This is a genomic window from Kineococcus aridisoli, assembly GCF_050871885.1.
Lineage (GTDB): Bacteria > Actinomycetota > Actinomycetes > Actinomycetales > Kineococcaceae > Kineococcus.
Genome location: NZ_JBJLSF010000059.1, coordinates 1 through 22,642, shown reverse-complemented (window position 1 = coordinate 22,642; position 22,642 = coordinate 1). Strand labels below are relative to the sequence as shown.

24 protein-coding genes are annotated in these 22,642 nt (G+C 76.2%); 3 read left to right on the top strand and 21 right to left on the bottom strand.

What is annotated here, in order from left to right; translation table 11 throughout:
- Positions 1–36 precede the first annotated feature (36 nt).
- The 3 genes from pyrH to rpsB form a co-directional block, all read right to left on the bottom strand.
- The gene (gene pyrH / locus ACRYM2_RS15715) at positions 37–798 is read right to left on the bottom strand and encodes a UMP kinase (protein ID WP_420814531.1); all 762 of its coding nucleotides are present in this window, start codon (positions 796–798) and stop codon (positions 37–39) included.
- Between the two features lie 206 nt (positions 799–1,004).
- A complete protein-coding gene (gene tsf, locus ACRYM2_RS15710) occupies positions 1,005–1,832 on the bottom strand; it encodes a translation elongation factor Ts (protein ID WP_432523358.1) in 828 nt (275 codons plus the stop codon).
- 104 nt (positions 1,833–1,936) lie between these two features.
- On the bottom strand, positions 1,937–2,881 hold the full coding sequence (gene rpsB, locus ACRYM2_RS15705) for a 30S ribosomal protein S2 (protein ID WP_432523356.1): 945 nt from the start codon (positions 2,879–2,881) through the stop codon (positions 1,937–1,939).
- A 215-nt stretch (positions 2,882–3,096) separates the two neighbouring features.
- Between rpsB and ACRYM2_RS15700 the strand changes: the two genes are divergently transcribed.
- Positions 3,097–4,392 carry a pyridoxal phosphate-dependent aminotransferase gene (locus tag ACRYM2_RS15700; protein WP_432523355.1) on the top strand — a complete coding sequence of 432 codons (1,296 nt, stop codon included), beginning with the start codon at positions 3,097–3,099 and terminating at the stop codon, positions 4,390–4,392.
- A gap of 17 nt (positions 4,393–4,409) precedes the next feature.
- Positions 4,410–4,841 carry a TraR/DksA family transcriptional regulator gene (locus tag ACRYM2_RS15695; RefSeq protein WP_432523354.1) on the top strand — a complete coding sequence of 144 codons (432 nt, stop codon included), beginning with the start codon at positions 4,410–4,412 and terminating at the stop codon, positions 4,839–4,841.
- Here the strand turns inward: ACRYM2_RS15695 and ACRYM2_RS15690 are convergent.
- Positions 4,738–5,328, bottom strand: coding sequence for a P-loop nucleotide/nucleoside kinase family protein (locus ACRYM2_RS15690; protein WP_432523353.1), 591 nt, complete (start codon positions 5,326–5,328; stop codon positions 4,738–4,740). The genes ACRYM2_RS15695 and ACRYM2_RS15690 overlap by 104 nt on opposite strands.
- A 177-nt stretch (positions 5,329–5,505) precedes the next feature.
- Here ACRYM2_RS15690 and ACRYM2_RS15685 point away from each other — a divergent pair, with 177 nt between their 5' ends.
- Entirely contained in the window at positions 5,506–6,060 is a 555-nt protein-coding gene (locus tag ACRYM2_RS15685; RefSeq protein ID WP_432523352.1) for a peptidoglycan DD-metalloendopeptidase family protein, read from the top strand.
- 39 nt (positions 6,061–6,099) lie between these two features.
- Here the strand turns inward: ACRYM2_RS15685 and whiG are convergent, their stop codons facing one another.
- The 17 genes from whiG to ACRYM2_RS15600 all read right to left on the bottom strand — a co-directional run bounded on the left by whiG (position 6,100) and on the right by ACRYM2_RS15600 (position 22,552).
- Positions 6,100–6,963 carry an RNA polymerase sigma factor WhiG gene (whiG, locus tag ACRYM2_RS15680; protein WP_432523367.1) on the bottom strand — a complete coding sequence of 288 codons (864 nt, stop codon included), beginning with the start codon at positions 6,961–6,963 and terminating at the stop codon, positions 6,100–6,102.
- 524 nt (positions 6,964–7,487) lie between these two features.
- The gene (locus ACRYM2_RS15675; RefSeq protein ID WP_432523351.1) at positions 7,488–8,657 is read right to left on the bottom strand and encodes an RtcB family protein; all 1,170 of its coding nucleotides are present in this window, start codon (positions 8,655–8,657) and stop codon (positions 7,488–7,490) included.
- A 100-nt stretch (positions 8,658–8,757) separates the two neighbouring features.
- Positions 8,758–9,906 (bottom strand): DNA-processing protein DprA, encoded by a 1,149-nt coding sequence (dprA, locus tag ACRYM2_RS15670; protein WP_432523350.1) that lies wholly within the window; start codon positions 9,904–9,906, stop codon positions 8,758–8,760.
- A complete protein-coding gene (locus ACRYM2_RS15665) occupies positions 9,903–11,459 on the bottom strand; it encodes a YifB family Mg chelatase-like AAA ATPase (protein ID WP_432523349.1) in 1,557 nt (518 codons plus the stop codon). Before ACRYM2_RS15665 ends, dprA begins: the two co-directional genes overlap by 4 nt.
- Positions 11,459–11,818, bottom strand: a complete 360-nt coding sequence (locus ACRYM2_RS15660; RefSeq protein WP_432523348.1) for a YraN family protein — start codon at positions 11,816–11,818, stop codon at positions 11,459–11,461. Before ACRYM2_RS15660 ends, ACRYM2_RS15665 begins: the two co-directional genes overlap by 1 nt.
- 240 nt (positions 11,819–12,058) lie before the next feature.
- A complete protein-coding gene (locus ACRYM2_RS15655; RefSeq protein ID WP_432523346.1) occupies positions 12,059–12,385 on the bottom strand; it encodes a DUF2469 domain-containing protein in 327 nt (108 codons plus the stop codon).
- A 7-nt stretch (positions 12,386–12,392) separates the two neighbouring features.
- Positions 12,393–13,172 (bottom strand): ribonuclease HII, encoded by a 780-nt coding sequence (gene rnhB, locus ACRYM2_RS15650; protein WP_432523345.1) that lies wholly within the window; start codon positions 13,170–13,172, stop codon positions 12,393–12,395.
- Complete coding sequence (lepB, locus tag ACRYM2_RS15645) at positions 13,169–13,918, bottom strand: signal peptidase I (RefSeq protein ID WP_432523344.1); 750 nt, start codon at positions 13,916–13,918, stop codon at positions 13,169–13,171. The genes rnhB and lepB (ACRYM2_RS15645) overlap by 4 nt, the downstream gene beginning before the upstream one ends.
- Entirely contained in the window at positions 13,915–14,574 is a 660-nt protein-coding gene (gene lepB / locus ACRYM2_RS15640; RefSeq protein ID WP_432523343.1) for a signal peptidase I, read from the bottom strand. Before lepB (ACRYM2_RS15640) ends, lepB (ACRYM2_RS15645) begins: the two co-directional genes overlap by 4 nt.
- 143 nt (positions 14,575–14,717) lie before the next feature.
- Positions 14,718–15,080, bottom strand: a complete 363-nt coding sequence (gene rplS / locus ACRYM2_RS15635; protein WP_432523342.1) for a 50S ribosomal protein L19 — start codon at positions 15,078–15,080, stop codon at positions 14,718–14,720.
- A gap of 160 nt (positions 15,081–15,240) precedes the next feature.
- Complete coding sequence (trmD, locus tag ACRYM2_RS15630) at positions 15,241–16,071, bottom strand: tRNA (guanosine(37)-N1)-methyltransferase TrmD (RefSeq protein ID WP_432523341.1); 831 nt, start codon at positions 16,069–16,071, stop codon at positions 15,241–15,243.
- Positions 16,071–16,613 carry a ribosome maturation factor RimM gene (gene rimM / locus ACRYM2_RS15625; RefSeq protein ID WP_432523339.1) on the bottom strand — a complete coding sequence of 181 codons (543 nt, stop codon included), beginning with the start codon at positions 16,611–16,613 and terminating at the stop codon, positions 16,071–16,073. Before rimM ends, trmD begins: the two co-directional genes overlap by 1 nt.
- An 80-nt stretch (positions 16,614–16,693) precedes the next feature.
- Entirely contained in the window at positions 16,694–16,933 is a 240-nt protein-coding gene (locus ACRYM2_RS15620; RefSeq protein WP_166616793.1) for an RNA-binding protein, read from the bottom strand.
- 4 nt (positions 16,934–16,937) lie between these two features.
- Positions 16,938–17,333 carry a 30S ribosomal protein S16 gene (gene rpsP / locus ACRYM2_RS15615; protein ID WP_166616792.1) on the bottom strand — a complete coding sequence of 132 codons (396 nt, stop codon included), beginning with the start codon at positions 17,331–17,333 and terminating at the stop codon, positions 16,938–16,940.
- 189 nt (positions 17,334–17,522) lie between these two features.
- Entirely contained in the window at positions 17,523–18,602 is a 1,080-nt protein-coding gene (locus ACRYM2_RS15610) for an amidohydrolase family protein (RefSeq protein WP_432523337.1), read from the bottom strand.
- A 25-nt stretch (positions 18,603–18,627) separates the two neighbouring features.
- A complete protein-coding gene (gene ffh, locus ACRYM2_RS15605) occupies positions 18,628–20,214 on the bottom strand; it encodes a signal recognition particle protein (protein ID WP_432523336.1) in 1,587 nt (528 codons plus the stop codon).
- A gap of 46 nt (positions 20,215–20,260) precedes the next feature.
- Positions 20,261–22,552 carry a [protein-PII] uridylyltransferase gene (locus tag ACRYM2_RS15600; RefSeq protein ID WP_432523335.1) on the bottom strand — a complete coding sequence of 764 codons (2,292 nt, stop codon included), beginning with the start codon at positions 22,550–22,552 and terminating at the stop codon, positions 20,261–20,263.
- Between the last annotated feature and the right edge of the window lie 90 nt (positions 22,553–22,642).

The following is a 22,642-nucleotide window of genomic DNA, read 5'->3' as shown; positions in this document are numbered from 1 at the left end:
CCGCTCCGCGGTCCCGCAGCGCGGGCCGCGGGCGCCTCAGCCCGCGATCACCTGCGTGCCGATCCTCTCACCCCGCAGCGCGCGCGCCACGCCCTGGCCCTCCATGCCGAAGACGACCATCGGCAGGCCGTTGTCCATGCAGAGGCTGAAGGCCGTCGTGTCGACCACCCGCAGGCCCTGCCGCAGCGCCTCGGCGTAGCTGATGGTGTCGATCTTCGTGGCGGTCGGGTCCTTGCGCGGGTCGCCCGTGTAGACGCCGTCCACGCCGTTCTTGGCCATGAGGACGGCGTCGGCGCGCACCTCCAGCGCGCGCTGGGCCGCCACGGTGTCGGTGGAGAAGTAGGGCATGCCGGCGCCGGCGCCGAAGATGACCACGCGGTTCTTCTCCATGTGCCGGATGGCCCGGCGCGGGATGTACGGCTCGGCGACCTGGCCCATCGTGATGGCCGTCTGCACGCGGGTGTCGACACCGGCCTGCTCGAGGAAGTCCTGCAGGGCGAGGGCGTTCATGACCGTGCCCAGCATGCCCATGTAGTCGGCGCGGCTGCGCTCCATGCCGCGCTGGGACAGCTCGGCGCCGCGGAAGAAGTTGCCGCCGCCGACGACGATGGCGACCTGCACGCCCTGCTTGACCCCGCTGGCGATCTCCCGGGCGACCTGGGCGATGACGTCGGGGTCGACACCGACGTGGCCGTTGCCGAAGAACTCCCCCGACAGCTTCAGCAGGACCCGCCGGTAGGCGGGGGCCGGCTCGACCGTGCCGGCTTCCAGGTCGACGGTCAGGCTGGGTTCGCTCACGCGGGGGGCTCCTCGCTGTCGGTGGGGGTGGCTGTGCTCACAGGGGTCCGGGGCAGTGTGCCGCACCCGGCGCGCGCCGGTCGCGCCCGCTCGCGGCGGGCTGGTCCGGACGTGCGGCCGCACCGGGCGGGGCCGGGCCGCGAGGGGGCGCTGGACGCGCGAACGGGGCGGGGAGACCGTGGTCTCCCCGCCCCGTCCAGGACGTCTCAGGCGCCGGCGCGGAAGCGCGCGAAGGCGGTCACGTGCACCCCGGCCCCGGCCAGCAGCTTGGTGATGGTCGTCTTGGGGTCCTTGGCGAACGGCTGCTCCAGCAGGACGTTGTCCTTGAAGAAGCTGTTCACGCGGCCCTCGACGATCTTCGCCATCGCCGCCTCGGGCTTGTTCTCCTCGCGGGCGGTCTCCTCGGCGATGCGGCGCTCGCTCTCGACCTTCTCGGCCGGCACCTCCTCGCGCGTGAGGTAGGTCGGGCTCATCGCGGCGGTGTGCATCGCCACGTCCTTGCCGATCTCCTCGTTCGCGGTGTCGAGGGCGACCAGCACGCCGATGGTGGGCGGCAGGTCGGTCGCGGTGCGGTGCAGGTACGAGGACACGTGGGTGCCCTCGATGCGCGCCACGCGCGGGACGAGGATCTTCTCGCCCATCGTGGCGTTCGCCTCGTCCAGCAGCTGCTGGACGGTGCGGCCGCCGAGGTCGGAGGCCAGCAGCGACTCGGCGTCGGTGGCGGCCACGGCCACGGCCTGGTCCAGCACCTGCTGGGCCAGGGTGACGAAGCCCTCGCTCTTGGCGACGAAGTCGGTCTCGCAGTTCAGCTGCACCATGACGCCGAGGCCACCGTCGGTGTGCACGGCGACCAGGCCGTTCGAGGCGTCGCGGTCCTCGCGCTTGGCCACGCCCTTCTGGCCCTTGATGCGCAGCAGCTCGATGGCCTTCTCGACGTCGCCCTCGGCCTCGACGAGCGCGTTCTTGCAGTCCAGCATGCCGGCGCCGGTCTTCTCGCGCAGCGCCTTGACGTCAGCGGCGGTGTACGCAGCCACGGTCGTTCCTCTCGTCAGCTTCGAAAGCGGTGGTCGACGTCCTGAGCCGGACGTGCGGACGCCCCGGGCCTCGCGGCCCGGGGCGTCTCCAGGCGTCCGTCCGGTCAGGCCTGGGTGGAGGCGCCGACGGTCTGCGACGGGGCCTCGGACTCGGTGGGCTCGTCGCCGGAGAGCGCGACGGCCTCGGCGTCCTGGCCGGTCGCGGCGGCGGCCGCGGCGGCCTCGGGGCGGCTGGCGGCCTCGACGGTCGCGGTCGACTCGGAGCCGCCGGACTGGATGTTCTCGCTGCCGGCGAGCAGGTCCTGCTCCCAGGCGGCCAGCGGCTCGGCGGCGTCGGAGCCGGCCTCGGTGCGCTGGCCGTGGCGGACCTGCAGGCCCTCGGCGACGGCGTCGGCGATGACCCGCGTCAGCAGCGTGACGGAGCGGATCGCGTCGTCGTTGCCGGGGATGCGGTAGTCCACGTCGTCCGGGTCGCAGTTGGAGTCCAGGATCGCGACGACGGGGATGTTCAGCTTCTTGGCCTCGTCGACGGCCAGGTGCTCCTTGTTGGTGTCCACGATCCACACGGCGGAGGGGACCTTCGCCATGTCGCGGATGCCGCCGAGGGTCTTGTCCAGCTTCTCCTTCTCGCGGCGCAGGACGAGGAGCTCCTTCTTCGTCAGGCCGGAGCCGGCCACGTCGTCGAAGTCGACCTCCTCGAGCTCGCGCAGGCGCGTGAGCCGCTTGGAGACGGTGGAGAAGTTGGTGAGCATGCCGCCCAGCCAGCGCTGGTTGACGTAGGGCATCCCGACGCGGCGGGCCTGCTCGGCGATCGACTCCTGGGCCTGCTTCTTCGTCCCGATGAACAGGATCGAGCCGCCGTGGGCGACGGTCTCCTTGACGAAGTCGTAGGCGCGGTCGATGAACGACAGCGACTGCTGCAGGTCGATGATGTAGATGCCGTTGCGCTCCGTGAACAGGAAGCGCTTCATCTTGGGGTTCCAGCGACGGGTCTGGTGCCCGAAGTGCACACCGGACTCGAGCAGCTGGCGCATCGTCACGACGGCCATGGGTGGTCCTCCTCGTGCCGGCCCCGCGGTCGGGGCCGATCGGTTTCCCGCCGCGGGCCGGTCGGCCCGCCGCGCCTGGTCCCCGGCGCACCCGACCACCCGGAGGACCGGGTGGACCGAGAGGGTGCTGCCCTGCTGCGCAGACTGCGGGGACGCGGTGTCACCCGCGTGCGCCGGGATCGGCGCGCACGAGGTGCACTCGTAGTCTACGGGTCGTGAGCACTGGTCTCGACCGCGGCGCGTCGCCCGCTCCCGGCACCCCCTCGCCGGCCCCGTCCCCGGCTCCCGCGCCGGCCTCCGCGCCGGGCTCCGCACCCGCCGCGCGGTGGAGCCCGCCGGTGGTGCGGCGGATGCGGCGCTTCGGGCCCACGGTGTTCGCGGAGATGTCCGCCCTGGCGCTGCGCACGGGCGCCGTCAACCTCGGCCAGGGCTTCCCGGACGCCGACGGCCCCGCCTCCCTGCTCGACGACGCGGTCGCCGCGATCCGCTCCGGCGCCAACCAGTACCCGCCCGGCACCGGGGTCGGTGCCCTGCTGGAGGCCGTCGCCGCGCACCAGGAGCGCTTCTACGGCCTGCACCTGGACCCGGGCACGCAGGTGCTCGTGACGGCCGGGGCCACCGAGGCGATCGCCGCGAGCGTGCTCGCGCTGTGCGAGCCGGGCGACGAGGTCGTGGTGCTCGAGCCCGCCTACGACTCCTACGCCGCCGTCATCGCCCTCGCCGGCGCGGTGCAGCGCTCGGTGCCGCTGGTGCCCGACGGGGCCGGCGGCTTCGCCGTGGACGCGGCCGCGCTGCGGGCGGCCTTCTCCGAGCGCACCCGGCTGGTGCTGCTCAACACCCCGCACAACCCCACCGGCACGGTGCTGCCGGCCGCGGCCGTCGCCGAGGTCGCCCGGCTGGCCGTCGCCGCCGACGCGGTGGTGCTCACCGACGAGGTCTACGAGCACCTCGTGTTCGACGGCGCGGCGCACGTGCCGGTGGCGACGCTGCCGGGCATGGCCGAGCGCACGCTCACCGTCTCCTCGGCGGGCAAGACGTTCTCGGTCACGGGCTGGAAGGTCGGCTGGGTCAGCGGCCCCGCCGAGCTCGTGGCGGCCGTGCGCACCGTCAAGCAGTTCCTCACCTACGTCAACGCGGCGCCGTTCCAGCCGGCCGTGGCGGCGGCGCTGGCGCTGCCCGACGTCTTCTACCGGGGGCTGGCCGCCGACCTGCAGCGGCGCCGGGACCTGCTGGTGGAGGGCCTGCGCTCGGCGGGCTTCGGGGTGTCGGTGCCCGCGGGCACGTACTTCGTCGTGGCCGACCCGCGACCGCTGGGCCACGACGACGGCACCGACCTGTGCCGGCGGCTGCCCGAGCTCGCCGGGGTCGTCGGCGTCCCGCTGTCCGCCTTCTGCGAGGAGGGCTCCCCGGCGGCCGAGGCGGTGCGCCCGCTGGTGCGCTTCACCTTCTGCAAGTCCGACGCCGTCCTGCAGGAGGCGGTGCAGCGCCTGCAGGCGCTGCGGCCGCGGTGATCGGCGGTGAGCGCGCGGTGAGCGGGGGCGGGGAGCTGCGCGCGGCGCTGGAGGCCGAGCGGGCGCAGGCCCGCGAGCGCGAGCGCGCCCTGGAGCGCGAGCTCGCCAGCGCCCTCGAGGCCGCCGCGGAGGGGACCGCCGACGACGAGCACGATCCCGAGGGGTCGACCACGGCGTTCGAGCGCGCCCAGGTCGCGGCCGTGCTCGCCCAGGTCCGCGAGCGGCTGGTGCAGCTGACCGACGCCCTCGCCCGCCTCGACGAGCCGGGCTTCGGGCGCTGCGAGCGCTGCGGCCGGCCGATCGCCGCCGAGCGCCTGGCCGCGCGGCCGTGGACGACGACGTGCGTCAGCTGCGCGGCGGCGGGCTCGTCACCGGGTCGGCGGGGTCGGCGGGGTCGGCCGGGTGGAGCGGCCGGGCCGGCTCGGCCAGGTCGGCCAGGACCTCGCTGACGAGCTCGGGCAGCGGGCGCCGGCTGTCGGCCACGAGGCGCTCGCCGGTCCAGTCCGCGAAGGCGGCGCGGCGGCGCTGCACCGCCTCCCAGGCCGGTTCGGGGAAGCCGTCCAGGTCGCGCACGCGGGTCTCCAGGCGCCGGCGGTGCAGCTGCTCGTCGGGGCAGCGCACCTCCACGAAGCGGCAGCGGGCGCCGCGGGTGCGCGCGAGGTCCGCCCAGGCCGCCCGCGCCTGCGGCGCGTCGTTGACGGCGTCGGCCACGACCGCCTGCCCGAGGGCGAGGACCCTGCCGGCGAGCTCCTGGGCGACGGCGTAGGCGGCGAGCCCGGTCGGCTGCTCGCGCCCGATCCCGGCACGCCACAGCGCCGCCTCGACCGGGTCGACGGACAGCACCGGGGCGGGCAGCGCCCGGCCGAGGGCGTCGGCGAGGGCGCTCTTGCCGGCACCGGGCAGCCCGCAGACGACCACGAGGAGGGGGCGGGGCACGCTCCGGGTCGCGGGCGCGGGCGCGGGGCCGGGGGGTGGGCCGGGCAGCGGTGCGGGCACGCGGCCACCCTGGCACGAGGGGCCCGCGCGGTCCGCACAGCGGCGCCGCCACCTGCCGCGTCCACACCCGGCCGGCCGCGCCCCGCACCGCGCAGGGCCCGTGGCCACGCTGCGGCGGTGCCCTCCTCGGCGTGGTCCCTCGGAGCCCTGTCCGCCGGCCTGTCCGCCGGCCTGTCCGCCGGCCTGGTCGCCGCGGCGGTCGTGGCCGCTCCCGCGCCGCCGGCGCCGGGGGACGTGGGCCCGCCCGCACCACCGGCCGCAGCGCGCTGGAGCTGGCCGCTGTCGCCGGTGCCGCAGGTGCTGCGCGGCCACGACGAGGTCGGCCGCTACGCCGCCGGTCACCGCGGGCTCGACCTGGCCGCGGCGGCGGGTCAGCCGGTGCTCGCGGTGTCGGCCGGGTCGGTGGCGTTCGCCGGTCCGGTGGCGGGGCGCGGCGTGGTCGTCGTGGCCCACGCCGACGGCAGCCGCACGACCTACGAGCCGGTGGTGGCCGCCGTCGCCGCGGGGCAGGTGGTGCAGCGCTCCGGCGTGCTGGGGGCGGTGGCCGCCGCCCCGCGGCACTGCGCGCCCACCTGCCTGCACCTGGGGTTGCGGCGCGGTGAGGACTACCTCGACCCGCTCGCCCGGCTGCGGGGCGGCGCGCCGGTGCTGCTGCCGCTGGGGCGGCCGTGACGGGCCCGCGCGCACCGCGCGGGCCGGCGCCGGGCGGCGTCAGCCCGCGTCGGAGAGCTTGCCGCGCAGCTGCAGGACGGCCTTGGTGTGCATCTGGCAGATGCGCGACTCGGTGACGCCGAGCACGCGGCCGATCTCGGCCAGGGTCAGGCCCTCGTAGTAGTAGAGGGTGACGACGATCTTCTCCCGCTCGGGCAGCTGGTTGATGGCCCGCGAGAGCAGGAACTTCGTCTCCTCGCTCTCGAACGCCGCGACCGGGTCCTCGGCCTTGGTGTCCTCGAGGGTGTCGACGAGGGAGAGCTTGTCGCCCTTCTCCCCCGAGACGCTGAGCAGCTCGTCGAGGGCGACGACGTTGACGTAGGAGACCTGGCTGAAGATGTGGTGCAGGTCGGTCAGCGCGATGCCCATGCGCTCGGCCACCTCGGCCTCGGTCGGGGTGCGGTGCAGCTCGCCCTCGAGGGTGGCGTAGGTGCGCTCGACCTCGCGGGCCTTGCTGCGCACCGAGCGCGGGATCCAGTCGATGGCCCGCAGCTCGTCGATGATGGCGCCGCGGATGCGGGAGATGGCGTACGTCTCGAACTTGATGGCGCGCTCGATGTCGAACTTCTCGATCGCGTCGATGAGGCCGAAGATCCCGTAGGAGACCAGGTCGGCCTGCTCGATGTTCGGGGGCAGCCCGACGCCCACCCGGCCGGCGACGTACTTGACCAGCGGGGAGTAGTGCATGATCAGCTTCTCGCGGACCACGGGGTCGGCGGTGGCCTTGAAGTCCTCCCACATGGCCCGCAGGGCGGCCTCGGCCTCCTCCTGCTCGGGCGTGGAGGGACCCTTGCGGCTGGTGAAGCGGGCGTTGGCCTGCGGCCGGCCGGCGGGGCGGACCTCCTCGACCGGGTCCGCGACCACCGTGTCCGCGACCGGCGCGCCCGCCGTGGTGCCGGCGCCCTCGACGATGCGCAGGTCGGGCTGGACGCGCTCCGACGGCGCGGTGGCCGCGCGCTCGCGCCCCGCTGCTGCATCCACAGTGGTCCTCCCCCCGGCCGCCAGGCCCGGGGACGGACCTGCCGGTGCGATCTCCGCGACCGTTCCACGGAGACGTGCGTGTACGTCTGCGTCCTCGACAGCGTAGCGTGACGAGCCGACTCCCGTACGCTACGAGAGTCGACTCCTCCGTCGAGCACGGGCACCGCTGCCGCACGACGCGGACCGCACGAGGTCCCCCAGGGCCCCCCGCGGTCCCCCGGCGCCCCGGCGGAGGGCTCCCGCCGACGACGCCACCCCGCCTCCGCGGGCCCCGTGACGGCGCGCACCGGGGGCTCCCGCGCCGCGCGGTGCGAGGCACCGCGCAGGAACCGGGCGGTGCCGGGCGGTGCCGGGCCGGTGCACCGGGTCGCCCCGGTGCACCGGTCCGGCAGCCGCCGGGTGCGGGCTCAGTCGCCCTTGACGTTGACGAGCTGGCGCAGCACGTGCCGGACCTCGACGAGGTCGGCGGCGTCGGCCATGACCCGGTCGATGTCCTTGTACGCGGCCGGGATCTCGTCGAGGAAGGCGTCGGTGTCGCGGTACTCGATGCCGCGCATCGCCTCCCGCAGCTGCTCGCGGGTGAAGGTGCGCCGCGCCGCGGACCGGCTGTACTCGCGCCCCGCCCCGTGCGGGGAGGAGTTCAGCGACTCGCGGTTGCCCTTGCCGACGACGACGTAGCTCGCGGTGCCCATCGACCCCGGCACGAGCCCCGGCCGGCCAGCGTCGGCGCGGATGGCGCCCTTGCGCGACAGCCACACCTGCCGGCCGTAGTGCTCCTCGCGGGCGGTGTAGTTGTGGTGGCAGTTGATGCGCTCCTGCTCGACCACGGGCGTCCCGAGGAACTCCGAGAGCTGCCGCGCCACCCGGTCCACCATCTCCTCGCGGTTGAGCAGCGCGAAGTGCTGCGCCCACTGCAGGTCCGCCACGTAGTCGTCGAACTCCGCGGTGCCCTCGGTGAGGTGGGCGAGGTCCCGGTCGGGCAGCTGCACCCCCGCGCGGGCGCAGACGTCCTGCGCGATGCGGATGTGGTGCATCGCCAGCCGGTTCCCCGGCCCGCGCGAACCGGAGTGCAGGAAGATCCAGACCGCCGAGGTCTCGTCGACCGACACCTCGATGAAGTGGTTGCCGGAGCCGAGCGTCCCCAGCGCCAGCCGCCAGCGGGGCACCAGCTGCTCGCGGAACGCCGCGCGCTCGGGGTGCAGCGCCTCCAGCTCCTCCACCCTCGGCTGCGCGGTGGCCGAGACGCGGCGGTTGGCCGCCCCCGCCGACAGCGGGACGCTGCGCTCGATCGACTCGCGCAGCACCGACAGCCGCCGGCCGGCGAGGTCGTCGGCGGTGAACTGCGTGCGCAGCGCGATCATGCCGCAGCCGATGTCGACCCCGACGGCGGCGGGGACGATCGCCCCGTCGGTGGGGATGACCGAACCGACGGTCGCCCCCTTGCCCAGGTGGGCGTCGGGCATCAGGGCGATGTGCGGGTGGATGAACGGCATCGTCGACGCGAGCTCGGCCTGGCGCCGGGTGCCCTCCTCCAGGACGGACGCCCAGTTGACGAGCTTGTCGTTCAGCCTCTCCACGGCTCTCCCCTTCCCCTCACGTCCTGCGGCCGCGTTCCGGCGGCAGGCACGGGGATCGACGCTACCCGCGCGACGCCCGCTGCCCCAACGGTTTTCCACCTCACACCCCGCGCCGCCAGCCGTCCTCGCCGCGCACGGCCAGTCCCGACAGCCGCAACCTGCCGAGCACCGCCTGCACGGTGGCGACCTCCAGGGCGGCATCGCGCGCCAGCCGCTCCAGGTCCGCACCGCCGCGGCGCGGCAGGCACTCGGCCACCCGCAGCTCCTCGCGGTCCAGGCCGTCCAGCGGTCGCCGCTCACCGGTGCGCGGCGCGAGCACGTCGGCGTCGAGGGAGCCGACGAGCTCGGCGACCTCGTCGGCGCCGGTCACGCAGACCGCCCCGCGCTCGCGCAGCAGCCGGTGGCAGCCGGCGGAGGCCGGGGAGGTCACCGGACCGGGGACGGCCCCCACCGGGCGCAGCAGCCGTTCGGCGCGGTCGGCCGTCGACAGCGCCCCCGAGCGCCAGGCCGCCTCCACCACGACGGTGCCGCCGGTGAGCGCGGCGATCAGGCGGTTGCGCTCCAGGAAGCGCCAGCGCGTCGGTGCGGAACCCGGCGGCACCTCGCTGACGAGCGCGCCGCGCTCGGCCAGGCGGGCCAGCAGCGCCGCGTTCCCGGGCGGGTAGGCGCGGTCCACCCCGCAGGCCAGGACGGCCACGCTCGTGCCGCCCACCGCGAGCGCCGCCCGGTGGGCGGCGGCGTCGATGCCGAAGGCGCCGCCGCTGACGACGGTGAACCCGCGGTCGGCCACCCCGGCGGCCAGCTCGGCGCCGACGTGCTCGCCGTAGGCGGTGCACGCCCGCGACCCGACGAGGGCGACGCTGCGCGCGCCGGCGGCGGCCGGGTCGGCCGGGCCGCGCGCCCACAGGCAGAACGGCGCTCCGAGCGGGCGGCCGCCGGTGGCGGGCGCGCGGTCCAGGTCGGTCAGCTGCTGCGGCCACTCGTCGTCACCGGGCACGAGCAGCCGGCCGCCGGCGGCCCGCACCGCGGCGAGGTCGGCGGCCGGGTCGACGTGCTCCAGCCGGGTCCGCCAGCGCTGCGGTCCGCGGCCGGTGACGACGGCCTCCAGGGCGAGGGCGGCCCCCACCTCGGCGACCAGCTGGGCGGCCGCGGCGTCCCCGGGTTCGGCCAGCCGGCTCCAGGCCGCCCGGGCCAGCCGCTCGTCCTCCAGCGCCGGGCGCAGCGCGGGCGGGAGCGCCGGGGCGCTCACGCGGCCGCCCCCGCGGCCGCCGCGGCGCCCCGCAGCGCCAGCGCCCGGCCGACGTCGTCGCGGCCCGGTGCGGGCGCACCCCGCAGGTCGGCGACCGTCCAGGCCAGCCGCAGGACCCGGTCCACCCCGCGCAGCGTGAGGGCGCCGCGCTCCAGCGCGCGCTCGAGGTCGGCGGTGACGGGCGCGGGCAAGCGCAGCGCACCGCGCAGCAGCGGACCGCGCAGCTCGCCGTTGGTGCGCAGGCCGTGCGGCGCCAGCCTCCGGGCGGCGACCTCGCGGGCGGCGGCGACGCGGGCCGCCACGAGGGCGGTGGGCTCCCCCGCACCCGCCTCGGCCACCTGGGCGCGCGTGACGGCCTGCACGTGCACCTGCACGTCGACCCGGTCCAGCAGCGGACCGGACAGCTTGGCCGCGTAGCGGCGGCGCGCCTGCGGGCTGCAGGTGCACTCCAGCCCCCTGCCGACGGCCCGCCCGCAGGGGCAGGGGTTGGCGGCCAGCACGAGCTGGAACCTCGCCGGGTAGCGGGCGGTGCCGCGGGCGCGGTGCAGCACCAGCTCACCCTGCTCCAGCGGCTGGCGCAGGGCCTCCAGCACGCGGGTCTCGAACTCCGGCGCCTCGTCGAGGAAGAGCACGCCGCGGTGCGCGCGGGAGACGGCTCCCGGGCGGGGCACCCCGCTGCCGCCGCCGACGACGGAGGCGACCGAGGCGGTGTGGTGGGGGTCCTCGTAGGGCGGTCGGGTGACCAGCGCCGTCCCGGCGCGCCCGCGCAGCGCACCGGCCACCGAGTGCACCGCGGTGACCTCCAGCGCGGCGTCCTCGTCGAGGTCGGGCAACAGCCCCGGCAGCCGGGCGGCCAGCATCGTCTTGCCAGCCCCGGGCGGGCCGCTCATGAGCAGGTGGTGCGCACCCGCGGCGGCCACCTCCAGGGCGAAGCGGGCCTCGCCCTGGCCGAGGACGTCGGCCATGTCCGGCGCCGCGGTGCTGCCCGGGCGCTCGGGCGGGGTGAAGGCGCGGGGCGCCTCCGGCAGCTGCGGCGGCGGGTCGCCGCGGTAGTCGGCGACGAGCTCGGCCAGCCAGCGCACCCCCCGCACGTGCACGCCGGGCACGAGCGCGGCCTCCTCGGCCGTGGCCTCGGGCACCACCACGCGCTGCACCCCGGCGCGCGCGGCCGCCAGCACGGCGGGCAGGACGCCGTCGACGGCGCGCACGCTGCCGTCCAGCCCCAGCTCCCCCAGGTGGACCGCGTCCGCGGACGCCTCCGCCGGCAGGACGCCGGCGGCCGTCAGCGTGGCGACGGCGACCGCGAGGTCGAAGGACGAGCCGGTCTTGGGCAGCGTCGCCGGGGACAGGTTGACGGTGATGCGCTGCTGGGGCAGCGGGCAGCCGGAGTTGGCCGCGGCGGCGCGCACGCGGTCCTTGGCCTCGTGCAGCGAGGCGTCGGGCAGGCCGACGAGGACGAAGGCGGGCAGGCCGGCGGCGATGTCGGCCTCCACCTGCACCAGGTGGCCCTCCAGGCCGACCAGGCCGACGGCGAGGGCGCGGGCCAGGGGCATCAGCCGACCCCCCGCACGTGCTCGACGCGGGCCGCGCCCCGCTCGGCGACGGTCACGGCCACCACGTCGAGGCGGACGCGCGGCGGGGACACCTCCGGGTGCGCCCGGAGCCACTCGGCCGCCAGGCCCCGCAACCTGCCGACCTTGCGGGGGGTGACCGCCTCCAGGGCGCTGCCGGCCCGGCCGCTGCGGCGGGTCTTGACCTCGCACAGCACCAGGCAGTCGCCGTCGCGGGCGACGATGTCGACCTCGCCGGAGCGGCAGCGCCAGTTCGTCTCCAGCACCGCCATGCCGGCCTCCGCCAGCAGCCGCGCGGCCACCCGTTCCCCGTACCGCCCCACGGCGTCCTTCGCGCGCACGCGCACCACCTCCACGCAGGAGGCTGGCCGGTCGGCGCGGGTCGTCGGCGCCGGCCGCGGCGTCCTGTGGACGCAGGGGCGCACCGGTGCGGCTGTGCGGACGGCGGCGACGCGGGTGGGGGTGCGGGTGGGGACGCGCCCCGTCGACCCCCCGGTACTGGGGCGCGTCCCACCCCCTCCATCGACGGCGGGGCCAGGAGCGTTACCGATGGGCCCATCCGCTCCGTGGATGGAGCCGGGTCAGCGGTCGCGCAGCTCGGGGGTGTCGGGGACCTCGATGTCGCGCTTCTGCAGCTCCTCGACGTTGACGTCCTTGAACGTCACCACCCGCACGTCGCGCACGAAGCGGGCGGGGCGGTAGACGTCCCAGACCCAGGCGTCGTGCAGGTTCACCTCGAAGTACGTCTCGCCGTCGGCCGTCCGCACCTGCAGGTCGACCGAGTTGGCCAGGTAGAAGCGCCGCTCGGTCTCGACCACGTAGGAGAAGAGCGACACGACGTCCCGGTACTCCCGGTAGAGCTGCAGCTCCATCTCGGTCTCGTAGTTCTCGAGGTCCTCGGCGCTCACGTGCCCATCATGCCTTCCGCGCGCCACCGGCGTCGGCAGCCGCCTCGGCCCGCGCGCCGGTGTCCTGCCGGGGCGTCGGCACCGCCAGCCCGGGCAGGCGCCAGCTGCGGCGGTGCTGCGGGCAGCTGCCGTGCAGCCCGAGCGCCTGCAGGTGCTCCGGCGCGCTGTAGCCCTTGTTGCCCGCCCAGCCGTAGTGCGGGTGCTCCTCGTGGCGCTCGGCCATGAGCGCGTCCCGCGTCGTCTTGGCGAGCACGCTGGCGGCCGCCACGGCGGCGCACGTCGTGTCCGCCTTGACCCGGGTGGTCACCGCCGGAGCGGGGCAGGGCAGCACCGGCGCCTGCAGCTCGTCGAGCAGCGAGGGCTCGCGGGGGTCGCTGAGCCAGTCGTGGTTGCCGTCGAGGACGAGCACCGACGGCTGCTCCGGCAGCTGGGCCAGCGCCCGCCGCCCCGCCAGCCGCAGGGCGGCCACGATGCCGAGGGCGTCGATCTCCGCCGGCTCGGCGTGGCCCACCGCCCAGGAGAGCGCCCAGCGGCGCACCTTCGGCGCGAGGGCCTCGCGGGCCGCGGGCGTCAGCAGCTTGGAGTCGCGCAGCCCGGTGGGCGCGGTCGTCGTCGCGGCGTCGACGAGGACCACCCCGACGCTGACCGGCCCGGCGAGGGCGCCGCGGCCCACCTCGTCCATGCCGGCGACCAGCCGGTGCCCGGCGCGCAGCAGCCGGCGCTCCAGGCGCAGCGACGGCGGGGTCGACGCGGGCCGGCGGGTGCCGGGGCGGGCGGGGGTCGTCACCCGGTCCCCGAGGCGCCGCCGACGTCGTCGAAGTCGTCGGGAGTGCTCAGCCAGTCCCAGTGCCCCACGGGCCACACCACCGCGTACGCCCGCCCGACGACCAGGTCCACGGGCACGAACCCGCCGTGGGGCTTGTCGCGGTTGTAGCGCGAGTCCGCCGACTCGGCGCGGTTGTCGCCCATCACCCACAGCTCGCCCTCGGGCACGACGACGTCGAAGGCCTGCTCGCTGGGCTGGGCACCGGGGAAGAGGTAGGCGCTCTCGTCGACCGGGGTGTCGTTGACGGTGATGCGCCCGGAGGCGTCGCAGCAGGCCACGCGGTCGCCGGGCAGGCCGACCACCCGCTTGATGAGGTGGTCGTCGGAGTCCTCCGGCAGCAGGCCGACGAAGGTCAGCGCCTCCGCGACGACCGTGCCGACGGGCCCGCGCTGGGCGGGAGCGCTCGGGGTGAGCCAGCCGCCGGGGTCGGAGAAGACGACCACGTCGCCGCGGTGCAGCTCGAAGGGGCCGGGCGTCAGCTTGCTGACGACGACGCGGTCGCCGATGTCGAGGGTCTGCTCCATCGACTGCGAGGGGATGAAGAAGGCCTGCAGCAGGAAGGTCTTGACCACCAGCGAGACCACCAGGGCCACCGCCACCACCAGCACGGTCTCCTTGACCGCCCCCAGCACCCCGCCGGCCGGGGACCGGCGCGGGGCGGGCGGCTGCTCCTGCGCCGACGCGTCCGCGTCGGGATCCGTGCTCACGAACCGCTCCCCCGTTCGACCGCGCCGACCGACCGCAGCGGCCAGGTCACGGCGACCACCCGCCCCACGACGTCGTCGACCGAGACCGTGCCGCCGCCGGGCGAGCCGAGGTGGGAGCGGGAGTCGACGGAGTCGCTGCGGTGGTCGCCCATCACCCACAGCCTGCCACTGGGGACCTCGATGTCGAAGCGCACGTCGCTGGGGGCCTCCCCCGGCTGCAGGTACGGCTCCGCCAGCGGCCGGCCGTCCACGAGGAGGCGGCCCTGCTCGTCGCAGCACGTGATGCGCTCCCCGGGCAGGCCCACGACGCGCTTGACGTAGTCGGTCTCCCCGGGCCGGAAGCCCAGCAGCGAGGCGACGGCGTCGCCGAGGCGGGCCAGCCCCTGCGGCGGCGGCGGGGCGTCGGCGAAGGTGCCGGTGCCGTCGAAGACCACGACGTCGCCGCGGCGCACCTCGGAGGCGCCCGCGCGCCAGACCAGCACCCGCTCCCCCGAGCGCAGGGTCGGCTGCATGGAGTCCGAGGGGATGGAGAACGTCTGCACGACGAAGCTGCGCACGAGCAGCGCGAGCAGCAGGGCCAGGGCGAGCACGAGCACCGCCCGTGCACCGCGGGAGCGGGCGCGCCCGGCGGTCGGCGACGGCTGGGTGGTCGTCACGGAACTCCTGCCTCGTGGTCCTCGCCGGGGTGCGGCCGGGACACTCTAAGCGGCGTCGTCGGCGCGGGGCCGGGCGACACGGCCCGGACGCGCACGAGCCGGGCCCCGCGGTGCGGGACCCGGCTCGTGCGGGACTGCTGCTGTCAGCCGCGGGGCGCCGTCGTGTCGCGGCGCTCCTTGATCTTGGCGGCCTTGCCGCGCAGGTCGCGCAGGTAGTACAGCTTCGCGCGCTTGACGTCACCGCGGGTGACGACCTCGATCTTGTCGATGATCGGGGTGTGCAGCGGGAAGGTGCGCTCCACGCCGACGCCGAAGCTGACCTTGCGGACGGTGAAGCTCTCGCGGACGCCGCCGCCGGTGCGGCGGATGACCACGCCCTGGAAGACCTGGACGCGGGACCGGTTGCCCTCGACGACCTTCACGTGGACCTTGAGGGTGTCACCGGCGCGGAACTCCGGGACGTCGGTGCGCAGGCTGGCTGCGTCGACGTTGTCGAGCACGTGCATGGCTCTCGCTCTTCTCCCCTGTCGACGCCACAGGTCATCGATGCAGGCGTTGGGCCCGTGACGGTGCTCCCGGCCGGAGCGCCCCCTGTGGCAGGCGCGTCCGCCACTGCCCGTGGGCAGCGGTCACCGGCCGTCACGGCTGGTTGGTGGTGTCAGCGGATCAGTCTGCCACAGCGGCGGCGGCCGGGCGGAATCCGCCGGCGGCGGGCACCCAGCCCTCGGCGGCCAGCACGGCCAGGTCGGCCGCGTCGCAGCGGGAGGGGTCCAGCCGCGCCAGCAGGTCCGGGCGCCGGCGCGCGGTGCGCCGCAGCGCCTCGTCGCGCCGCCAGCGCTCCACGGCGCCGTGGTGGCCGCTGGAGAGCACCGCCGGCACCTCCAGCCCCCGCCAGCTCGCCGGCTTGGTGTACGCCGGGTGCTCCAGCAGCCCGTCGTGCTCGGCGGCGTGGCTCTCCTCCGTCAGGCTCGCCGCGTTGCCGACGACCCCGGGCAGCAGCCGGGCGACGGCCTCGGTGATGGCCAGCACGGCCACCTCCCCGCCGTTGAGGACGTAGTCGCCCAGGGAGACCTCCCGCACCCGGATCCGGGTGCGGTAGTGCTCCACCACCCGCGCGTCGATCCCCTCGTAGCGGCCGCAGGCGAACACCAGCCACGGCTCGGCGGCCAGCTCCACGGCCAGCCGCTGGCTGAACACCTCGCCGACGGGGCTGGGCACCAGCAGCACCGGACCGCGCTCGGCGGCGTCCGCGGTCAGGGCCGCGGGTGGGTCGGCGAGGACGGCGTCCAGGGCCTCGCCCCACGGCTCCGGCTTCATGAGCAGCCCGGCGCCGCCGCCGTAGGGGGTGTCGTCGACCGTGCGGTGGCGGTCGCGGGTGTGCTCGCGCAGGTCGCGCACCCGCACCTCGAGCAGGCCCTGCGCCTGCGCCTTGCCGATGAGCGAGAGCGAGAGCGGCTGCAGGTACTCGCCGAAGATCGTGACGACGTCGATGCGCACTAGCCCTCGTCCCCGGGCACCCGCTCGCCCGGCAGCTCGCGGAACAGCCCGCCCGGCGGGTCGAGGACCACGCGCCCGCCGGCGACGTCGACGGTGGGCACGAGCGCGGTGACGAAGGGCACGAGCACCTCCTCGCCGTCGGTGCCGGTGACGACGAGGACGTCCTGGGCGTTGCCGGTGAGCAGGTCGGCGACCGTGCCCAGCGCCGTGCCGTCCACGGCGACCGCGGCCAGCCCCCGCAGCTGGTGCGGGTACCAAGCGTCGTCCTCCTCGGCGACGCCGGCGTCCTCGTCGACGTCCACGAGCAGCAGCCGGTCGCGCAGCTGCTCGACCGCGCCGCGGTCGGCGACCTCGGCGAAGACCAGCAGCAGGGTGCCGTTGTGCCAGCGGGCCGACTCCACGGTCAGCCGCTCGCCGCCGGGCTCGCTGCGCAGCACGGCGCCGGGCGCGAACCGCTCGTCGGGGGTGTCGGTGCGGACCTCGACGGTCACCTCGCCGCGCACGCCGTGCGGGCGGCCGATGCGGGCGACGACGTACTCCACGGGTGCTCCAGGGGTAGGGGGAACGCCGGAGCGCCGGGGTCGCATGTTGGCGACCCCGGCGCTCCGGGTGGACTGCGGCGTCAGCGGCGGTCGACGTCGACGAGGTCGATGCGGACCGACTTGCCACCGGCCAGCGCACCGACCACGGTGCGCAGGGCCTTGGCCGTGCGCCCGGCCCGGCCGATGACGCGGCCGAGGTCCTCGGGGTGCACGCGGACCTCGAGCAGCGACCCGCGGCGCAACGCCTTGGACGTCACGCGCACGTCGTCGGGGTGCCCGACGATGCCGCGCACGAGGTGCTCGAGGGCGTCCGCGAGCACCTCGTCAGGACTCCGAGGCCGGGGTCTCCGCCTCGGCGGGAGCCTCGGCCGGCGCCTGCGCGGCCTTGGCGGAGCCACCGGCGGGGATGCGCGGAGCCTTGGTGTTGGCGGCGGGGACCTGGTAGGTGCCCTCGGCACCCGGCAGGCCCTTGAACTTCTGCCAGTCACCGGTCACCTTGAGCAGCGCGGCGACCTGCTCGGTCGGCTGCGCGCCGACACCGAGCCAGTACTGCACGCGCTCGGACTTGACCTCGATCGTCGAGGGGTGGGTCATCGGGTTGTAGATCCCGACCTCCTCGATGGCGCGACCGTCGCGCTTGTTGCGCGAGTCGGCGACGACGATGCGGTAGTGCGGCGCGCGGATCTGGCCCATGCGCTTCAGGCGAATCTTGACAGCCACGGTGTGGGGTGTCTCCCGGTTCTCATCTGGCGAGTGGACACCGCTCGGTGTGGGGACGCCGAGAGGTGGGACTCAAGGACGCGGACGACCGGGGTGAGAGGGTCCCTGGACGTTCGAGTGCACCCAGCATTGTGCCAGAGGTCGCGCACCCGTCTCGACACCGAGCTCGCCGGCCCCGCGCAGCGCCCGTCAGCCGTGCACGAGGCGCCCGCGCAGCACCACCCGCGGGCGGCGCAGCACGCCCAGGTCCGCGCGGGGGTCGCCGTCGAGGACGAGCAGGTCGGCGCTGGCCCCCTCGGCCAGCGCCGGGTGGCCCAGCCAGCGGCGGGCGGCCCAGGTCGCGGCGTCGAGCGCGGCGGTGCGGGACAGGCCCGCGGCGACGAGCTCGTGCAGCTCGTCGACCACCAGGCCGTGCGGCAGCACGCTGCCGGCGTCGGTGCCGGCGAAGACCGGCACCCCCGCCGCGTGCAGCGCGGCGACGTTCTCGTACCGCCGCTCGTGCAGCGCCCTCATGTGCGCGGCGTAGCGCGGGAACCTCGCCTCGCCCCGGTCGGCGATGCCCGGGAAGGTGGCGATGTTCACCAGCGTCGGCACGACGGCGACCCCGGCGGCCGCGACCGCGGTCAGCGTCGCCGCCGTGATCCCCGTGCCGTGCTCGATGCCGTCCACCCCCGCGGTGAGCAGGTCCTCGACCCCCTCCTCGCCGAACTGGTGGACGGTGACGCGCGCGCCCAGCTCGTGGGCGGCGGCCACGCCGGCGGCGAGGACGTCCACGGGCCAGCACGGCGCCAGGTCGCCGCGGGAGCGGTCGATCCAATCGCCGACGAGCTTGACCCACCCGTCCCCGCGACGGGCCTGCACGCGCACGTGCTCCACGAGGTCCTCGGGCTCGACCTCGTGCGCCAGCCCCCGCAGGTAGCGGCGGGTGCGGGCCAGGTGCCGGCCCGCGCGCACGATGCGCGGCAGGTCCTCGCGCTCGTCGATCCAGCGGGTCTGCGAGGCCGAGCCGGCGTCGCGCAGCAGCAGGGCACCGGCGTCGCGGTCGGTGCGCGCCTGCGCCTCGCTGGTGGCGTCGTCGACCTCGCCGGTGGGCCCGATGCCGACGTGGCAGTGGGCGTCGACCAGGCCGGGCAGCACCCAGCCGTCCAGCCGCGTCGTGGACGCGCCCGCGGGCCGCTCGAAGGTCAGCCGCCCGCCGAGCACCCACGCCTGGCCGACGACCTCGCCGGGGCCGACGAGCAGCGGCCCGCCCAGGTGCAGGACGTCCACGGCAGCCCCCGCGCGGCCGGTGCGCTCAGCGGCCGCCGAGGAACTTGTCGAAGCCCTTGGGCAGGTTCAGGTCGGCGGGGTCGAAGCCCTGCTGGGGGTCCGGCAGCCCGAAGGCGGACCCGCCCTCGGCGGGCGCGACGGCGGCGCGGGTGGCCGCCTCCTGCTCCTGCTGGGCGCGCTTGGCGGGGTTGCCGCTCTTGCCCTTCTTGGAGCGCTGGGCGGCCGCGACGCGCGCCTTCTGCTTCTTGGAGCCGGCCGCGCCGGGCACGCCGGGCATCCCCGGGATGCCGGGCAGGCCGCCGCCGCCCATGCCCTTGCGCAGCTGGCGCATCATCTTCTGCGCCTGCCCGAAGCGCTCGAGCATGTCGCTGACGGCGGAGACGCTCTGCCCGCAGCCGGCGGCCACGCGGGCGCGGCGCGAGCCGTTCATGATGCGCGGGCGGCGGCGCTCCAGCGGCGTCATCGAGCGGACCATCGCCTCGATGCGGTCGAACTCGCGCTCGTCGAAGGCGTCCAGCTGCTGGCGCATCTGCGCCATGCCCGGCAGCATCCCCAGCATCTTCTTCAGCGAGCCCATGTTGCGCACGGCCTGCAGCTGCTGGAGGAAGTCGTCGAGGGTGAAGTCCTCGTCGGCGGCGAACTTGGCCGCCATCGCCTGCGCCTGGTCGGCGTCGAAGGCCTTCTCGGCCTGCTCGATGAGGCTGAGGACGTCACCCATGTCCAGGATGCGCGAGGCCATCCGGTCGGGGTGGAACAGCTCGAAGTCGTCGAGCTTCTCCCCCGTGGAGGCGAACATCACCGGGCGGCCGGTGACGTGGCGCACCGACAGGGCGGCACCACCGCGGGCGTCGCCGTCGAGCTTGGTGAGCACGACGCCGTCGAAGCCCACGCCGTCGCGGAACGCCTCGGCCGTGGCGACGGCGTCCTGGCCGACCATCGCGTCGAGGACGAAGAGCACCTCGTCGGGCGAGACGGCGTCGCGGATGTCGACCGCCTGCTGCATCATCTCGGCGTCCACGCCGGTGCGGCCGGCGGTGTCGACGACGACGACGTCGTAGTGCTGGCGCTGGGCGTGCTCGAGGCCGGCGCGGGCCACCGCGACGGGGTCGCCCACGCCGTTGCCCGGCTCGGGGGCGAAGACGTCGACGCCGGCGCGCTCGCCGGTGATCTGCAGCTGGTTGACGGCGTTGGGGCGCTGCAGGTCGCAGGCCACCAGCAGCGGGCGGTTGCCGTTGTGCTTGAGGTGGCGCCCGAGCTTGCCCGCGAGCGTCGTCTTCCCGGCGCCCTGCAGGCCGGCGAGCATGATCACGGTGGGCGGGTTCTTGGCGAAGCGCAGCCGGCGGGTCTCGCCGCCGAGGATCCCGACGAGCTCCTCGTTGACGATCTTGACGACCTGCTGGGCGGGGTTGAGGTTCTGCTGCACCTCCGCCCCGGTCGCGCGCTCGCGCACGCGCTGGGTGAACTCCCGCACGACGGGCAGCGCGACGTCGGCGTCGAGCAGCGCGCGGCGGATCTCGCGGACGGTCGCGTCGACGTCGGCCTCGGACAGCCGCCCCTTGCCGCGCAGCGACTTGAAGGTGGCGGTGAGGCGGTCGGAGAGCGTGGCGAACACGGTCACAGCCTAACCGGGCCCACCACCCGTCCCGGCGCCCCGAGCCTCAGCTCGGCACCTCGGCGGCGTCGGAGAGCACCTGGATGGCGATCGCGACCCGCGGCGGGGACAGCCGCTCCCCCGACGGCTCGGCCAGGTAGAGCACGTCGACGGCCTGCGCGGCGTAGGTCGCCACGTGCGCGGAGCGGATGTCGATGCGCTCGCTGGCCAGCGCCCGGCCCAGCGCGTGCAGCAGCCCGGGCCGGTCGGCGGCGCGCACCTCCAGGACGGTGGCGCGCTCGGAGGCCCCCGGCAGGATGACGATGCGCGGGTGCGCGACCAGCGAGCGCACGCCGCCGCTGGGCCGCGGGGTCTGGGCGTCGCGGGCGGCCAGGCGCTCCAGCAGCGCCACGTCGCCGGCGACGATGCGCTCCAGGGCGGTGCGCAGCAGCTGCGCCGAGGGGGCCTCGCCGGTGGGCGACTCCACCCACCACGAGTCCACGGCCACCCCGGCGAGGGTGCGCACCAGCGCGGAGCGCACCAGCAGGCGGTGCCCGGCGAGCAGCCCGGCCAGGTCGGCGAACAGCCCGGTGCGGTCGGGGGTGACGACGGTGACGACGAAGAAGCCGTCGACCTCGCGGACGCCGACGCGGGTGCGCCCGTCGGCGGCGACCGCGGCCGCCAGCGCCTGCTCCTGCTCGTCGAAGGGCGCCGGGCCGGGCGCCTGCTCCCCGCGCAGGCTCTTGGCCGCGCGGGCGACGAGGTCGTCGACGAGCCGGGCGCGCCAGGGCGACCAGGCGGCCGGCCCGGCGGCCCGCGCGTCGGCCTCGGTGAGCGCCCGCAGCAGGTCCAGCACCGGGGCGCGGCCGTCGACGGCCTCGACGAGGGCGGCGACGGTCCGCGGGTCGTCGGGGTCGCGGCGGGTGGCCAGGTCCACCAGCGTCAGGTGCTCGGCGACGAGCCGCTCCACGACGGCGACGTCGTCGGCGTCCAGGCCGATGCGCCGGCAGGCGGCGCGGGCCAGCGGCGCGCCGGTGCGGGCGTGGTCCTGCGCACCGGGCAGCTTGCCGAGGTCGTGCAGCAGCGCGGCCAGCAGCAGCAGGTCGGGGCGCTCGACGTCGCGCAGGAACGGCGCGGCGGCCACCGCGGTCTCGATGAGGTGGCGGTCGACGGTCCAGCGGTGGACGGCGTTGCGCTGGGGGCGGTTGCGGATGCCGGACCACTCGGGGATCCAGCGCGGCACCAGGCCCACGAGGTCCAGGGACTCCCACACCGGCACCTGCGCGGGCCCGCTGGCCAGCAGCTCCAGCAGCGACTCGCGCGCCGCGGGCGGCCACGGCTCGGGCAGCGGCGGGCAGGTGCTGACGAGGTGCTCCAGCGTCACCGGCGACAGCGGCAGGCCGGCGCGCACGGCGGTGGCCGCCGCCCGCAGCGGCAGGCAGGGGTCCGAGGCGGGCTCGGCACCGGCGCCGAGGACGACCTCGCCGTCGTGCTCGACGAGGCCGTGCCCCAGCGAGCGCAGCCGCGGGCGGCGGCCGGCGGCGCGGAAGCGGCGGCTGGGCACGGACTGGCGGGCGCGGCGGGTGGTGACGTCGACGGCCGCGGCGATGGTGCGCGCGGCCTGGGCGACGGCGGCGAGCAGCAGGTCGGCGTCGGCGTACCCGCACACGACGGCGGTGGCGTCCTGCTCGGCGAGCACGAGGCGGTCGCCGGGGCGCCCGGAGGAGGTCTGCAGCCCGTCGCGGACGTCGAGCAGGACGGTGTGGGCCTCGTCGACGGGGCCGTGCGGGCGGTCGGTGAGCCAGCTGGCGGCCAGCGCGCGCAGCGTGACGGCGTCCCGCAGCCCGCCGCGGGCCTCCTTGAGGTCGGGTTCGAGCAGGTAGGCCAGCTCGCCGAAGCGCGCCGAGCGCTCCGCGAGGGCGTCCAGCACCTGCGGCAGGCGGCGGCGGGCGCCCGCGCGCCAGTCGTCCAGCAGCTGCCCGCGGGTGCGGGCCACCAGGCCCCGGTCACCGGCGACCACGCGCAGGTCCAGCAGGCCGGTGGCGGCGGCCAGGTCGGCGGCGGCCACCTCGCGGCACTCCTTGGCCGTGCGCACCGAGTGGTCCAGGCGCAGGCCCTGGTCCCACAGCGGGTACCAGACGCGGTCGGCGAGGGCGGCGACGTCGTCGGCGCCCAGGCGGCGGCCGTCGTGCAGGAGCACGAGGTCGACGTCGCTGGCCGGCCCGCAGTCGCGGCGGGCCAGCGAGCCCACGCAGGCCAGCGCCACCCCGCTGGGGGCGGCCGGGTCGGCGGACTCGGCCAGCAGGGCGGGCAGGGGGGCCAGGGCCTGCTCCCACACGTCGCGCAACCGGGACTCCACGAGCTGGACCAGCTCTGCGCGGCGGTGCGGGCCGGCCCGCGCGCGCCCAACAGGCGGTGTCGGTGTCGAGGGTGTCGGGGTCGTTTCCGC

Bases quoted from the DNA above. Each gene is read 5' to 3' on its own strand.
- rpsB (WP_432523356.1), bottom strand. From the start codon at position 2,881: ATGGCCGTCGTGACGATGCGCCAGCTGCTCGAGTCCGGTGTGCACTTC.
- ACRYM2_RS15665 (WP_432523349.1), bottom strand. From the start codon at position 11,459: ATGCCCCTGGCCCGCGCCCTCGCCGTCGGCCTGGTCGGCCTGGAGGGC.
- rplS (WP_432523342.1), bottom strand. From the start codon at position 15,080: ATGCACGTGCTCGACAACGTCGACGCAGCCAGCCTGCGCACCGACGTC.